This window comes from Paenibacillus sp. ISL-20, from assembly GCF_018613005.1.
Classification (GTDB): Bacteria; Bacillota; Bacilli; order Paenibacillales; family Paenibacillaceae; genus Paenibacillus_AQ.
On the sequence record NZ_JAGGRD010000012.1, the window covers coordinates 16,170 to 31,275 of the forward strand.

Here is a 15,106-nt window from a genome sequence, read left to right on the forward strand (position 1 = left end):
ATCTCTGTATACACGGACAATTGTCCGGCAATGCGTTTTTTATTGTAACGGACAATTGTCCGCAGGTCAACTGAAAATTTTCATTGAATTTTCAATAATAGAAAAATGGATGCCGTCCATGGTACGAATCCGCTGGGTCATGCAGTGGACACACATAGAATTACGGGCTGTTATCTTCTTCACAAAAAAAGGATCCGCCCTGCGCCGCAACTTAGGACAGATCCTTCGATTTTAGTATTCACGCACGTCGGCTCCGTGAGCCGTTACGCGTTCAGCGCAATCTTCTCCTTGTATACTCTGGCCCAGCCCTCCAGATTGTTGGTAACGATCAAGAGCTCAGGGTATTGGGCAAGAGATGCCAGTACAGCCTCATCATCCGGCGTCCAGACAATGAGCTGAACCCCCCGCTTACGCGCTTCCTCCATAAATGAAGGGGTCACATACACATATTTAACGGACACATAACGAGCGCCGATCTCCTCCAGATAAGGGAATACCGATGGCGTAGCTCCATATATCACCAGGCCCAGCTCGATGTCAGGGTCCAGGGAACGTGCTCGTTCAATGGAATAATGATCGAAGGAGGTGAGGAATACCTGCTTCTCCATGCCCGTTTCCTTGATCACGTCAATGACCTTCTGTTCCAGGCCGGGGTAGGTATCCCCCATCTGCTTCAGCTCAATGTCAACGATCATCCGATCCTTGGCAAAGCGCAGAGCTTCCTCCAGCGTGGGAATGACTTCTCCTGAACCTGCATCCAGCTTCCGTATTTCCTCCAGCGTGAAGGCATTGATTGCCCCTGTTCCGTTGGTCGTCCGGTTTACCGTTGGATCATGGATCACAACGGGTACGCCGTCCTTCGTCAGCTGGACATCCAGTTCCAGGTGTGAGAAGCCAAGTTCCAACGCTTTCCGAAAGCCCAGCATCGTGTTCTCCGGGTATTTCAGCGGATATCCTCTATGAGCCAATCCCCGTACTTCCATGTGCCATTCCCTCCATATTTAAGTTGATTGATGGCCTCGATCACGGCCAGTACCGTACGTTAACGGACTGAGTTACGTAATCGGGATACCATTTGAAGCTCTATAGGACTGTTCGCCATGAGCTTTCCGATCCCTGCTGTCTGCAGCAGATCATAACCTTCGGGAGAAAACAGAGAGACGGCATGCGGTGTATGCTTACCCACCATATCCATACCGTCTAGAATACCTACAACATCCGGTTATGCGATTATTTAAACGTCGAATTCGCCATCGCTGCCACGATATGCTTCTGCATGACCGTAAAGACCAGCACGATCGGGATAATCGCCATAACGCTGGACGCCATAATGACATTGAAGAACATGGCTTCATTTCCAGCGATGGAGTCCCTCAGCATCGCAATACCTACCGTTAGCACGCGCATGTCGTTGTTATTAGTCATGATTAGCGGCCAGAAATACGAGTTCCAGGACGAGATGAAGATCAACACGCCCATGGTAACGATCGTCGGCATCGCCATCGGGAATAAAAGCTTGTACAGTATGGAGAAACGACCGGCTCCATCCACGCGCGCCGCTTCCAGCACGTCGTTGTTAATCGATTTGAACGCCTGCCTGAGCAGGAATATCGCGTAGGCGGAAGCCCCGTGGGGCACGATGAGCGCCCAGAACGTATTCAGCCAATCCAGCTTGGACATCATGACGTATACCGGAACGAAAATAACCTGCTCCGGCACGATCAATGCGGCGAGAACGAGCAAGAATAGAACGTCCCGTCCCCAGAACTTCCCCTTCGCAAATGCATATGCCGCCATAAGCGCCACGTTCAGCTGCAGAATAATCGTTCCGACCGCCATAAGCAGCGTATTGCCGAAAAATCGCGCATATGGGATAACCCGGAAGGCTTCGGCAAAGTTCTGCCAGGCAAAGGTTCCCGGCCAGAATGTAGGTACGGCCATCCGCATCTCAGACTGCGTCTTGAGCGCACTGATCAGGAGCCAATATACCGGAAAAAACATGACGAGTGTCACGATCACAGCTCCGATGATACGGAGCGCCATCATGGTCTTTCGGTACTTGGCGGACCCAGCCATATAATTATCCTTCATAGTGCACCTTCTTCCTGCTGACCACCCATTGTACCAATGTTAACAGCAATATGATTACGAACAGAATCATGACAAGGGCCGAGGCTCTTCCTGTTTTGAATTCATCAAAGGCCATCGTATAGATCCAGTACACAATCGCGTTTGTTGCCTTGAGCGGGCCGCCGTCCGTCATGACGTCGATCGACTGGAACACCTGCATGGAGGAGATAAAGCTCGTAATGACAAGAAACAGTGTCATAGGCGACAAGAGCGGCAGCGTAATGTTGCGGAACTGCCGGAACTTGCTGGCTCCATCAATCGAAGCCGCCTCATAATACTCGGCCGGAATCCCGCGCATGCCCGCAATAAAGAGAATCATCGCAAAGCCGACGCCCTTCCAGACCGAAACGGCAACCAGCGCCGGCAATGCCGTCGAAGGGTTGGTCAGCCATTCGACCGGTTCCATGCCGAACCAGGAGACAATGGAATTCAGCAGCCCATATTGCCCGTTGTAAATCCAGGTAAATACCATGGCGGCGACAACCATCGAAACATAATACGGCATGAAGATAACGCCGCGCATGAAACCGAACAATCGTGAGGATGACACGTTGAGCAGAAGCGCCAACAGCAGCCCGATGACAAGCGTGAACACAACGTCCATGACGGTGTACAAGAACGTAACCTTCAAGGAATGATAGAAATCCGGGTTCGACAGCAAGCGCGTATAGTTATCGACGCCCACGAACTTCTTCATGGGCCGCGTCATATTCCAGTTCGTAAAGCTGATGTACACGGAATAACCCAGAGGATAATACAGGAACACGCCCATGAATAACAACGCGGGGACCGCGAACGAAAAGTCCTTCCACTTCTCAATCAACGTATGGGAGATCCGTTTAGAGACCGAAGCGGTCGCCCGATTGGACGCCGCCTTTGTCATTGGTTTATTGGTCTCCATAGGCATCACTCATAGTCAGCCAGAATATCGTTGATCTTCTTGGCTGCATCCTGCATAAGTGGTGTCGGATCTTTTTTGTTCAGCACCATTTCCCCTACAACTTCTTTGTAAACTTCGCTGAATTCAGGGTAAGCCGGGTGCTGCATGCGCGGTGTCACTTCGTCAAAGTGCTCGTATACCGCTCTGTATTGCGGCCATCTTTCGAAATATTGATCGCCTTCCTCAGACTCAATGGCGGATTTTCTTGTCGGCAGGTATCCAACGGATTCAGCCCACTTAATATTTTGCTCCGCCGAAGTCATGAACTCGATGAATTTCCAAGCCGCTTCCTTCTCCAGATCCTCAGCACCGTCCATCATGACGATCCCCGCGCCGCCGATGTTGGAGGTCCGTACTTTATCACCAGGGATGAAGGATACGCCAACCTCGAAGTTCGCATTCTCGCGGTACATTTTCAGCATCGCGGAAGTATGCTGTACCATCGCGATTTCACCGTTCAGGAACATTTGACGCATATTATCGGAGGCCCCTTTACCGAAGCCCATATGCATGCTGCCGTCATTTTGCCACTTGTAGAAATTCTGAAGGTAACGGAGAGAATCCTCATTCTCGACAGCCGAGGCACTCAGGTCCTCCGTCAGAATTTGTCCACCGCCGTTAATGTTCCACGGGTCATAGTACCATGTGTCCCAGCCTGGAACAGAGAAAGCATAACGCGTCGTTTTGTCACCTTCCTTTTTCGTTACCTTCGCATTGAAATCCTCGATCTCATCCCATTTCGCAGGAGGCTCTACGCCCAGCTCATCCAGCATTGTTTTGTTGTAGACGAATACGCTGGTGCTGACGATCAGAGGGAATCCGAATTGTTTCCCGTTGTATGCATAAGCGTTCAGCATACCTTGAGCGAAATCGTCCATCTTCACTTCGTCGCGCTTAATCCACGGACCCAGATCGGCAAAAACGCCGCTGTCCGCAAAGTTAGCGAGTGAAGATACCTCAACATTAGTAACGGCCGGAACATCGTTCGCTGCTACTGCAGCCGATAATTTTTTGTGAAGATCAGGATAGCCGCCTTGGAACACCGGCTCTACCGTAATATGTGGGTACTTCTTCTGGAACTCTGCGATCATGTAGTTCAAACCTTCCAGTTGAGCATCCGCATGGGCATGCCAGTACTGGATTGTGACAGGCGTTGTATCATTCTTCATATCCATCGAAGCAGCTTCCACATCGTCGAGCGAAACCTCTCCTCCGGCACTTTCACTTCCACCGCCGCCTCCGCAAGCCGTGGTAATAACCATAAATATGGTCAGTAACATTAACAACCATGATTTCTTTTTCATAGATGATCTGTTGTCCCCTCTCGAATCTATTCATCATTCATCTTCGTCACTGCTGTCTACCCAATTCATCAAATGGCCGGTTCAACGGCACGCGGATCCTAAAATGAGGGAATTTTCCCATCCAATCAACCCGTCTACCCCTTAAAAAGCGCACAAAAATAGAGACGTCAAAAGAGCGCAACCTAAGAGCCACCACCTCCTATAAAAGCTAAAGTAGCTGCTACTCGGGTTATCTCATCGTCTCCACCCCTAGCAAATATGTAATTATAGTTAATCCATCAACCATACAGGGAACCTTACGTCCAAAAACGCGTATCTCCTGTAGATACGAGGTCTGCACCATTTGCCAGCGCCTCATCGATTTCTTCCTCGCTTCGTAAAAAACCTCCCACAATAAGCGGACAGTGAATCTCCTTCTTCAGGTCGCGGATCACGCGGGGTATGAGTCCCGGCATTAATTCCACCTCATCCGGACGGGCTTGTCCGATCATTTTCACTGCGGTTCTTAAAGCTGTCGTATCAATGGCAAACACTCGCTGTATCGAGCTAATGCCCGCTTGGCGCGAAGCCAATACCGTATTCGTCTTCGTCGTAATAATCCCGTCGATCTTGTACGAATCCGCCAAATACTGCACAGCCGAATTATCTCGGCCAATGCCGCTTACCATCTCCAGATGAACAAACACTTTTTTGCCTGAGGAGTGAAGTCGATTAACGATATCCCTGAGTTTTATGATATCGCCTGTCATCAGGTTCACACGCTCCACCGTGCTGTTCACAGCTGCATCGATCTGTTCCAGCTTGGTAATCGAAGCGATTACGGGAAGACGCCGTGTCCTTTGATCTGCCATAAGTGAGTGTCCCCCTTTTACCGAACACTCTTATGATAAAGCGATAAGATCATGACAGTATTAACAATATGTAAAGTCTTTGTTAACGGCACTCACCAAGGCTTCGAGATATCATGTATACGCTTACTATTCAGTTAACAACAGATTCTGCTATATCCCTGGTTTGGTGGATTCCCCCTAGACTTAGGATCATTCGGTTCAGCGAAGAGGTTAGGATAGCGCTTTCAGAATAGCTCGCCAAACTATTTAATATCTATCATAGAGGAATGATTTAGCCATAGTCTATAGCGAAATTTGTATTATTTTGTCGAATTCAAAAGAATATCAACTCAATGTAACAAATATCATGGCGCGAACGCCGATACTATGACACCGCTACACCCCATAGAGCATGCTCTTGTTGGGGATTTACGAGAGGAAAAAGGTGTGGTAATGTTTCACCCCGTCCGCAGTTACGGTGCATCTAGAAAAAGGTCTCCTGCAGCACAAGCTAAGATAGAACATGGAACAGGCCGCCCGAAAAGTTCGGACGGCCTGCGGTTCCATGCTTCAAATGCACGATTCGGGTCTGCTCTGCACTTAGCTTAGCTGCTTGTTCTGCAAGCCGCGCTGATCTTGCTTCACAGCTGGAGTATTAAGGATTCACATTAATCGTAAACGTCGATGTGTTATTCTTGATCGGCGTTACGGTATCGGTGATCTTCAGGTTATTAAAGGTCACGCTGCCCACGGCCGGACCTTGGTTCGGTTCCGGCATTTCGTTAGCCCAGATCCCTACGCCTGATTTCGCGTCAAATGCGTCGCCTCTCTTTTTGGCCCCGGAGATCGTAATGTTCGTAAAGATCGTATCCTTGACCGGATTCTGCGGCTGCCCGCCAACATAATTGGTCTGGAACATGATGCCGTGGTAAGTCGGATCGATAATGTCCACGTCCGTTACCCGAATGCCTTGAAACACCTTCGAGGCTGAGAACAGCCACATCGCCGGGAAGGTCTGCTGCCCCCAGAAATGGCCGCCCGCACGGACAATCGAGATATTCTCGAATTGGGTCGGCGGCGATGCTCCGAAGCCGTTCATCGGGTATCCGAAATCCAGCGAGCTGATCGTGACGCCGGAATAACAGAGCGTATCCGCAATGTAGATATTACGGAACGTATTGCCGTAACCTCCATATACCGCAAGGCCCGCCGCACGCCAGGTCAGCAGCGAAGTCAGATTCTCGTAGACGTTATCCTTCTCGTCTGCCCCTCCCGCATCAATCGCGGAGAACAGAGCAAAGCTGTCATCACCCGTTGCCCGTGCCTCAATGTTGCTTACGAGATTGTTTGTGCTGCCATTGGTCATGTTGATCCCGTCAGCAAACACGTTGCGGATCCGGGAGTTGGTAATTTTCATGTAATCCGTGTTGGCTCCCCAATACATGCACACTTGGTGCTCCACCCAGATGTTATCGATCGTAATGTTCGCGACATTCGAGAAATCGAACACTTTACCCGGTCCGTCGATCCGCGAGGTGTAATTGCCAAAGTATGCAAAGTTCGCGAAGGTAGAGCCGTTCGCCGTTGAATTGATGGAAAATCCGATATCGGTATTGTTCTGTGACGATGGGGCGGTAAAACGCGTAAACCATGGGCCCGCACCGACGATCTTCACGGGCTTGCCGTAAACCTGGAACTTATTCGAAGTCTGATAGGTTCCAGCCGGGAGATAGACGCCGACCAAATTCCCCGTTGTATCCATGCGGAATTTATCCAAAGCGTTTTGCACGTCCTGATGCGTAAAACCTGCCGGAACGACATATTTAGTCGTGTCCGGATTCGGCATTAACGTCACCTGTTCCAGGTTGATAAAATCAATGGCGTACTGGCTTGTGTTGGCTGCATCCTTCTGCAGGCGGATTTTGCTTCCCTTCGGGATGGTGGTGTCAAACATGATGTTGGCTTCGTCATATATATGACGAGGTGCTCCCTCAGATGGGCTATTTCTTGGATCGGCCTCATCGCCATACAGCCATGCATATTTGGATGTGAGATTGATTGCCTTCGTAAAGACGCCATTCACATAGATGTTCAGCGTGGCATCGATCCCTCCGCCGCCAGGCGCATCCGGAATCGAGAAGCGCGTAACCAGACTATTCGTGCTGGCTTTCGTCGTGAACTCTACGAAGCTGCCTGTTGAATTGAGTGTGACCGCCTTCCGGCCAGATGCTTCTCCGGCAATATCCCCGATGTTGCGGTTTGGCCCGACAACAGCCGCTCCGCCGCCAACGACGGCATCCTCAGCCTCATACATGTCGTACGGCATGTTCGCGCCCCGTCCGATAAAGAGCGGGCTTGTTGAGATGTTGTTACCTTGCTTCACCGGCAGCTCATTGGCATCCACGGCCACCTCAGTCTTCACGTTATACTTGCCGTTGGCAGCCGTCCAGCTGCCGATGTTCACCGGCTGAGCCGAAGCCCCGCTGGCGATGGCGCCATTCACCGTGCCTGTAAAGGTCTGAATGATATTGTTCGTATTCGCATCGCTCAAGGTCATCTTAATGTTGTGGGCTCCTCCAGCGGATGCGGCCGTACCCTGGTTCTTCACCATAACGGTGAAATTCACGCTGTTTCCGGCGGCTGGATTGCCCGGTGACCAGCTTGTCGTTGCCACCAGGTCGGAGCTTTGAACAGGGCTGATGACCATGGATGTCGGATGCATGTAGCTGTTGTTGGCTTCGTTCTGCTCAATGACGGCATTGTTCTCATCCACCTTGGTTGTGAGCTGATACGTACCAGCCTCCTTGGCACCGAGATTCAATGTCACATTAGCCGAAGCACCAGCTGCCAATCCTGCCACATTCGAAGTACCGAGCTTGGTATTGCCGTGGTAGAAATTGACGGTTGTCGCCCCGGAAGACAAGGTCCCGACATTCTTCACTACTGCCGTTAATACAATGCTGTCGGTTTCCACCGGGTTCACCGGTGACCAAGACATTCCCGTAATCGTCAAATCCGGATTGGAAGCAGGCATGCCGATGACCTGAAATTCGGCAATTTGCCCTCCGGACGAACCGGTATTTGCGGTGATTCTCAGCTGTACGGCGTTAACCTTCGCAGCAACCGGAATGGTCACGGTATTTCCCGAAGCCGGGTTAAAGGTATACTGCGCAGCGGATACCAGATTCGTGAAGGTGGTACTGTTCTGATCATGACCCAGCACCTGAATAGTCTGTGTCCGCGTTCCCCACTGGCTATCCGGATTCAGTTTCAGTACGACCGAGGAGATGTCCGAATTTGAGCCTAAATCGACGGTCAGCGTATGCGGATAGCTGTTTGCCCCGCCTTCCCAATACGTGCTCAAGCTGCCATCATTGGCATTGGAAGCGGCATAAATGTACTCGTTCGATGAAACTGTGATCGGTTTGTTCAGTGCGAGATTGGTTCCGGTGCCTCCGCTGCCACCGCCCGTGCGGGTCACCGTGTTGCTAGCGGCAGATACATTACCGGCAGCATCTTTGGCCTTCACATAGTAACTGACAGTGGCAGCAGCAGGCTGATTATCCGTATACGTCAGCACATTGCCGGCTACACTTGCCCTCACCGCATGATCGGCATAAACTTCGTACCCCGATACACCGACATTGTCGGCTGATGCCGACCAAGTCAGCTTAATCTGACCAGAAGCAGGCTCAGTATAAGCGAGGTTACCCGGGGCAGTCGGAGCCTCTGTATCCCCGGTTGGAGCCTGGCCGTATACTTCGAACTCGGAAATCTGACCGGCAGGCCATGCCGTATTGGCCGTGAAGAGCAGCCGCACATATCGCGCCGATTGTGCCGTCAGATTGATCGTAACCTTATTACCGTCTGCCGGATTAAATGCATAGGCAGCGGATGAAGCCAGGTTGGTGAACGTCGAGCCGTTGCTGCTGCCCTGTACGGTCAAGGTCTGGGATCTCGTCTCCCACTCGCTCGCGGGCAGCTTCAATATCACTTTGTTGACATTGTAGGAGCCACCCAGATCAACCTGAAGCCACTGTGGAAAGGCATTGTTGTTGCTTTCCCAGTAGGTGGCCTGGTTAGAGTCATTGGCATTCCCGGCAACATAAGTCTGGTTATAGGAGCTGGCTGTCATATTCTTGCCCGCCGCCAGATTGCCAGGCTCCACCGCGATTACGGCATCCCCGGATGCAGGAGCTTTACCTTCTCTGGATCCACTGCCGGGAGTGCCTTCATTACCTGAGCCATCTCCAGGCACCTCCTCATGACCTGAACCAGGCTGGCCTGTGTCCGGATTATCACCAACGGGTTCCCCCGTCGCCGGATCGCCATCCATTTGCTGCCAATCTCCAATCTGAGTGGCTGGGTGCGAATCGGTATGGGATTGTTCCGCAAAGCCCGGGTCAGGCATGATAATCAGCTGTGTCCATATCAGCATCCATGCGAGTAAGCTCATTACAGCAGGCTTGATTCTATTCATCAACCTTCTGGATTTCATTATCCAACCTCCTGATATCAAATGCTTTCCTTCTGTACATTGCATACATAATCTCGCCTTCTTGGCCGCATGTTGAAAGAAAAAAGTATGCGCTTACATATATGTTCCGTTCGTGCCGATCACCTCCCTCGAACTCCTATGTGCCCTGTGTCGGTCAACCGTCGCCGCAGCACTCCATGTCACGCCGCAAACACGAATAACCCTGTTGGTTAGCCCTAACATAGGTGAAATCTTGCGTACTGGCATTGTTTGTAGTGAATCATGCGGAAAATATAATGAATGGGTATGCTGGTTCAGGCGCTGCTGCAAAGATGAGAAACACGATATTGCCGTGAGTAAATCTGCGGGGGCTTAACGGTGGATGACAAGCACATTCCATGCTGTGTCATTACTATAAAGGACTACCAGAAGAATTGACGATGCGCGATTGTATGTTTTTTATGTGAATTTCTATGCGAGGAAAGGAAAGAGCTTTCAAATGCTGAAAAAAAGCCGGCCAAGAATGAATCCTTGTCCGGCCAGGGCTGATATCCTCCACGCAATTGCTATTCGAATAACGGTACCTTCGGATCCTTCCCGTTACAGTGAACCAGCATCGCATGCAGTTGTCCTCTGTGGTGATACACATGCGCCACGATTTCGAGCAGCCATTCGTACCTCGAATAGGTGACACTCCAGTAGGACGTCATCTCCTGATGGAGCTCTTTTTCCGTCATCTCTCTAAACGCCTGCTCCAGATAAGAATAGTTGCTTAATAATTCAGCCTGTAAATCCTTCAGGTTATTTAACGATACACCTGCATAATAGGTGCTCATCTCCTCTTGCGTGGCTCCTCCGGATATGTGGAAATCGGCCCGGCAGATGACGGCGATATGCTTAAGCAGTTCCCCGACAGAATATTTACCCTCTGTCGGTTTAACGAGCAAATCCGCTTCATCGAGCTTGTCGATAATCGCAACAATGGAAACGACAGCAACCTCAATCTGATGTAATGCATATGTACAATAGGAATTCATATGTTCTCTCCAATCAGGTATGTATACAATAATCTGTTCGAACTCACACACTATTATAGAACATACGTTCCTGAAATTTCAACAAAAAACAACCTGCCCCTTAAACACGCTAAGAGTCAGGTTGTTCCGCCATACATCTTATGACCGATCAGCCAACGAGATTAAATTCGGTTGTATTCTCAAGCACTTCCACGCGGAACGTGCTGCCGTCAGCTTCACGCACGACGCTGACGGACAGATGACCGCTTCCGATCATAATCCGTTCGGCCTTCAGTTCATTCATCCCTTCCGGAAGGAACGGGGATAACGCGATTTCCTTCTTCGCCGCGTTCGGATACAATCCGAGCATCGCCTGCAGGAAGACAATCGAGGTTCCTGCCGCCCAAGCCTGCGGTGAACAGGTTGTCGGGTACGGAACCGGATAGCCCAGCTTCGCATCATGTCCGCAGAACAGCTCCGGCAGACGCTGGTACTCAAAATGCGTTGATGCCTGCAGCAGGCCGGAAATAACCTTGCCTGCCTCCTCCTTGAACCCCTGCTTGCCGAGTCCCAGCAGGATCATCGCATTGTCATGCGGCCATACGCTGCCGTTATGATAACTCATCGGATAATATCCGGTGGAGTCTGTGCTCATCGTACGGATACCGTATCCGTTAAACATATCGTTTCGGAGCATCCGCTCGGACTGGGCTTTCGCCCGGCTCTCTTCCGGCAGTCCGCTCATGAGCAGATGCCCCGGGTTCGAGGTGACGCTTCGGACCTGACGCAGGTCCTTATCCAAAGCGATGGCATAACACTGCTCATCCTCCATCCAGAAGGCCGCTTCGAAACGGGCGCGAAGCTCCTCGGCTTCCGTCTCCAGCTTGCGGGCCAGATCCGGCTCGCCCAGCTCTGCGAAGACGGGTGCCAGCGATTTCTTCGCTTGATACACGTAACCCTGAACCTCCGACAGCGCGATCGGAGATTCCGCGTACTCGCCGTTCTCATGAATGATCGAGTTGGCGGAATCCTTCCAGCCCTGGTTCGGAAAGCCTTTCTCCGCTTCCTGTTTGTAGGCCATGAAGCCGGAGCCCGCTTCAAGCGCGGCATCGATGTAATCCAATGCCCGCAGCATGTTTGGCTTAAGCTCCTCCGCCAAGGAAAGATCGCCTGTCCAGCGGTAATATTCGCCGATCAGCGCCAGAAACAGCGGCGTGGAGTCGATGGTGCCGTAGTACGGCGAGAACGGGGATTGGTTCGTCGTGACCAGCTCACCATAGCGAATCTCATGCATGATTTTGCCCGGCTGCTCATCCCGCCAAGGATCGGTCTTCTCACCTTGATAAGCTGCGAGCGTTCTCAGGGTCCCCTTGGCATGGAGCGGATTCACCGGAAGCATGAACAGGGCCGTGATCAAGCTGTCTCTGCCGAATGGAACCGCGAACCACGGCAGTCCCGCGACCGTTGTATCACCGGAGCCTACATCGGTCGTCAGCATGCGCAGATCCTGCAGTCCTCTCTGGTACAAGCCGCTGAACAGCGCGGAATCCGACTGGACCTGCGAACTGTTCGCGTACCAAGCTTCATAGGAGGCTTCGAGCTTCTTCAGCCCCTCTTCGTAGGTCAACGGCTCCGCTGCGGAATGCTGCTCCGTCATCGGCGAAACAAAGAACGTAATAACCTTCTGCTCTTTGGCTTTCAGGGACAAAGGGAACGAAACATTCCCGGATTCATCCGCTTGGCCGCCATCCACATCCCAAGTAATGCGTGTCTGCCTTCTCAGGTTGTCGGCGCCGACATAGGTCAGCGTCATATCTTGATCGCCTGTCCGTATACCCTCCATCTTGCCAACTTCCCCGGTACGATATTTACGCACCAGGAACATATCCTGAAAATCGGCATCAAAGGAAACCGTGAACTCGATATTCGAATCCGTCACAAAATAATTGGTCAAGGTGCAGCGCTCGTACAGGATGCCATTATAGATAAAACGCTCCCGAAGCACTTCAATCGCCCCTACATCCTTTGTATCCTTCATTAGGCGGAAAGATGCCACATAACTCTTGTCGCCCATAGAGGACAAGAGCGAAGGCTTCTCGCCGTCGATGAACAGCTCCATGCGGCTCAGGAAACGCGTATCCTTCGTATATAACCCATGGCCTTGATCATCCCCGAGGACGATATCTCCATTAAGCCCGGTCAGAAAAAATACGTCTCCTTCTTTAATTACGCGGTAGTCCATGCATAAATCCCCCTTTGATTCCGGTTTATTCAACAACCACAAGCTCAGCCTGCAATCCTTCTTCCGAATGCGGGCCGACCCAGACATGGAACTTCCCGGGCTCGACCGTAAACGCAAACCTCTCATCCAAGAGCCCCAGCTCTTCACGCCCCAGCGTAAAATGCACCGTCCGCTTCTCGCCCGGCTGCAGCTGTACCTTGCGGAATCCCTTCAACTCTTTGATCGGCCGGGTAGAGCTTGCCACCAAGTCGCGGATATACAGCTGCGCGGTTTCCTCGCCGGCTCTGGATCCGGTATTCGTTATGCTCACGGATACAAGTACGGTCTCGTCCCGGCCGATTTGATGCCGATCCAGCTGCAAATCCGTATATTCGAACGTTGTATAACTGAGGCCATACCCGAACGGATACAGCGGAGAATCATCGCAATCGATATAATCTTCGTACAAATGAGGGCGTCCGGTATTCTTCCGGTTGTAATACATCGGAATTTGGCCCGTCGCACGCGGAACGGTAACCGGCAGGCGACCACTCGGATTGTAAGCGCCGGTCAGCACGTCCACAAGCGCATGACCTGTGGTGGTTCCCAAATGCCACGCTTCAACCACAGCATCCGCATGTTCATGCAGCCATGGAGTGGCAAGCGGACGTCCGTTCATCAGGACGACGACGATCGGCGTGTCAGTCTGACGTTTCAGCTCCTGAATCAGGCGCTCCTGGCAGGATGGAAGCGTAATGGAGGTTACGTTGTAATGCTCGCCCGTCATCGCTTCGGATTCGCCCACAACGACCACGGCGGCATCACACTGTCTGGCGAGCTCCACAGCCCGTTCTACTCCCCCATCCAGTTCCTCCAGAATGCCGCTGCCCTGCTCATAGAATACCTCGGCTTTAGGTGCGATTTCCGATTGAAAAGCATCCCATACCGTGACGACGTCCTCATCGCGGCCTTTCCAAGCCCAGCAGCCCATCGAATTGTGGCGGTCATCCGCCAGCGGCCCAATCAGTGCCAGCCTCTTGTGCTTACCGGTATCCAACGGCAAAATCCCGCCGTTATTCTGCAGCAGCACGATCGATCTCCGGGCGCTGTCCCTGGCCTGAGCCAGATGATCCGCTGGAATGGCTTGCCCTTTCAGCGGATCTCCGGCGCCTTCAGCGTCTTCGCTCACATACGGATTCTCGAACAATCCAAGGCGAATTTTTACCTGTAATATGCGGAGAACCGCATCGTCCAATAGCTTAAGCAGCTCAGGGTATTCCTGGACCAGCGTTTCCAGATGATCGAGATAGACTCCGGCGTGCATGTCCATGTCGACGCCGGCGTTCAATCCCTTCAACGCGGAATCCTTCCGGTCTTCCGCATAGCCATGGTGGATCAGCTCTTCAATCGACTCCCAATCGCTGACCACCATGCCGTCAAAGCCCCATTCCTGCTTCAATATATCCCGCAGCAGATACCGACTGCCGGAAGCCGGAACGCCGTTCAGTTCGCTGAAGGCACTCATCACGGACAGAGTCCCGGCCTGAATCCCGTGATAGAACGGGGGAAGCACGGTTTCCCGCAAGGTCCGCTCCGACATGTCTGTCGTATCATAGTCCCGGCCGCCTTCAATCCAGCCATAACCGGCAAAATGCTTCACGCATGCCGCTACCGTTGGGTAGCCATCCTCATTCGGACTTTGAAATCCTCGGACCTTCGCGGCAGCGGCCAGGGAGGACAGATAGGCGTCCTCCCCCGTGCTTTCCGCGATGCGGCCCCAACGAGGATCCCGCGTGATGTCGACCATCGGGGCAAAGGTCCAGCGGATGCCTTCCGCGGCCGCCTCTACTGCCGCAATGCGGGCGTTCTTCTCCATCCCTTCGGGATCCCAGCTGGCGGCTTCGCCAAGCGGAATCGGAAAGATGGTACGAAAACCGTGAATGACATCATCCCCGATGAGAAGGGGAATCCCCAGCCGCGTTTCCTCCACGGCCAGCCGCTGGAGCTCGTTGATTTTTTTCGAACCATGCACATTCAGCAAGGACCCAATCTTGCCTTCGGCAACCAGCTTCAGCTCCTGCTCCTCGCACCGGCCGTACTGCACCGTCTGACCAACCTTCTCGGTCAAGGTCATCTGCGCGAGAAGATCCTTCGCACGCTGTTCCACGTTATCCATATCTAATCCCTC

General features: G+C 52.1%; 10 protein-coding genes. All 10 read right to left on the reverse strand.

Annotation, left to right across the window (positions count from 1 at the left end):
* Positions 1-263: 263 nt before the first annotated feature.
* The 10 genes from J7E85_RS08210 to bglX all read right to left on the reverse strand — a co-directional run bounded on the left by J7E85_RS08210 (position 264) and on the right by bglX (position 15,094).
* Positions 264-983, reverse strand: a complete 720-nt coding sequence (locus tag J7E85_RS08210; protein WP_215156748.1) for a glycerophosphodiester phosphodiesterase — start codon at positions 981-983, stop codon at positions 264-266.
* A 59-nt stretch (positions 984-1,042) separates the two neighbouring features.
* A complete protein-coding gene (locus J7E85_RS08215; RefSeq protein ID WP_215156749.1) occupies positions 1,043-1,195 on the reverse strand; it encodes a hypothetical protein in 153 nt (50 codons plus the stop codon).
* A 35-nt stretch (positions 1,196-1,230) separates the two neighbouring features.
* Positions 1,231-2,091 (reverse strand): carbohydrate ABC transporter permease, encoded by an 861-nt coding sequence (locus J7E85_RS08220; RefSeq protein WP_215156751.1) that lies wholly within the window; start codon positions 2,089-2,091, stop codon positions 1,231-1,233.
* A complete protein-coding gene (locus J7E85_RS08225) occupies positions 2,081-3,037 on the reverse strand; it encodes a carbohydrate ABC transporter permease (RefSeq protein WP_483311308.1) in 957 nt (318 codons plus the stop codon). The genes J7E85_RS08220 and J7E85_RS08225 overlap by 11 nt, the downstream gene beginning before the upstream one ends.
* Positions 3,037-4,374 carry an ABC transporter substrate-binding protein gene (locus J7E85_RS08230; protein ID WP_215156755.1) on the reverse strand — a complete coding sequence of 446 codons (1,338 nt, stop codon included), beginning with the start codon at positions 4,372-4,374 and terminating at the stop codon, positions 3,037-3,039. Before J7E85_RS08230 ends, J7E85_RS08225 begins: the two co-directional genes overlap by 1 nt.
* 296 nt (positions 4,375-4,670) lie before the next feature.
* Positions 4,671-5,225: a glycerol-3-phosphate responsive antiterminator gene (locus tag J7E85_RS08235; RefSeq protein WP_076322389.1), complete on the reverse strand. Its 555-nt coding sequence runs from the start codon at positions 5,223-5,225 to the stop codon at positions 4,671-4,673.
* A 634-nt stretch (positions 5,226-5,859) separates the two neighbouring features.
* Complete coding sequence (locus J7E85_RS08240; RefSeq protein WP_215156757.1) at positions 5,860-9,702, reverse strand: discoidin domain-containing protein; 3,843 nt, start codon at positions 9,700-9,702, stop codon at positions 5,860-5,862.
* A gap of 545 nt (positions 9,703-10,247) precedes the next feature.
* Complete coding sequence (locus J7E85_RS08245) at positions 10,248-10,718, reverse strand: DinB family protein (RefSeq protein ID WP_215156759.1); 471 nt, start codon at positions 10,716-10,718, stop codon at positions 10,248-10,250.
* A gap of 148 nt (positions 10,719-10,866) precedes the next feature.
* On the reverse strand, positions 10,867-12,939 hold the full coding sequence (locus J7E85_RS08250) for an amylo-alpha-1,6-glucosidase (protein WP_215156761.1): 2,073 nt from the start codon (positions 12,937-12,939) through the stop codon (positions 10,867-10,869).
* Between the two features lie 25 nt (positions 12,940-12,964).
* Positions 12,965-15,094: a beta-glucosidase BglX gene (bglX, locus tag J7E85_RS08255; RefSeq protein WP_215156762.1), complete on the reverse strand. Its 2,130-nt coding sequence runs from the start codon at positions 15,092-15,094 to the stop codon at positions 12,965-12,967.
* Positions 15,095-15,106: the final 12 nt, after the last annotated feature.

Excerpts from the sequence above, each read along its gene's own strand:
- J7E85_RS08210 (WP_215156748.1), bottom strand. The coding sequence starts at position 983 with ATGGAAGTACGGGGATTGGCTCATAGAGGATATCCGCTGAAATACCCG.
- J7E85_RS08215 (WP_215156749.1), bottom strand. The coding sequence starts at position 1,195 with ATGGATATGGTGGGTAAGCATACACCGCATGCCGTCTCTCTGTTTTCT.
- J7E85_RS08220 (WP_215156751.1), bottom strand. The coding sequence starts at position 2,091 with ATGAAGGATAATTATATGGCTGGGTCCGCCAAGTACCGAAAGACCATG.
- J7E85_RS08225 (WP_483311308.1), bottom strand. The coding sequence starts at position 3,037 with ATGCCTATGGAGACCAATAAACCAATGACAAAGGCGGCGTCCAATCGG.
- J7E85_RS08230 (WP_215156755.1), bottom strand. The coding sequence starts at position 4,374 with ATGAAAAAGAAATCATGGTTGTTAATGTTACTGACCATATTTATGGTT.
- J7E85_RS08235 (WP_076322389.1), bottom strand. The coding sequence starts at position 5,225 with ATGGCAGATCAAAGGACACGGCGTCTTCCCGTAATCGCTTCGATTACC.
- J7E85_RS08240 (WP_215156757.1), bottom strand. The coding sequence starts at position 9,702 with ATGAAATCCAGAAGGTTGATGAATAGAATCAAGCCTGCTGTAATGAGC.
- J7E85_RS08245 (WP_215156759.1), bottom strand. The coding sequence starts at position 10,718 with ATGAATTCCTATTGTACATATGCATTACATCAGATTGAGGTTGCTGTC.
- J7E85_RS08250 (WP_215156761.1), bottom strand. The coding sequence starts at position 12,939 with ATGGACTACCGCGTAATTAAAGAAGGAGACGTATTTTTTCTGACCGGG.
- bglX (WP_215156762.1), bottom strand. The coding sequence starts at position 15,094 with ATGGATAACGTGGAACAGCGTGCGAAGGATCTTCTCGCGCAGATGACC.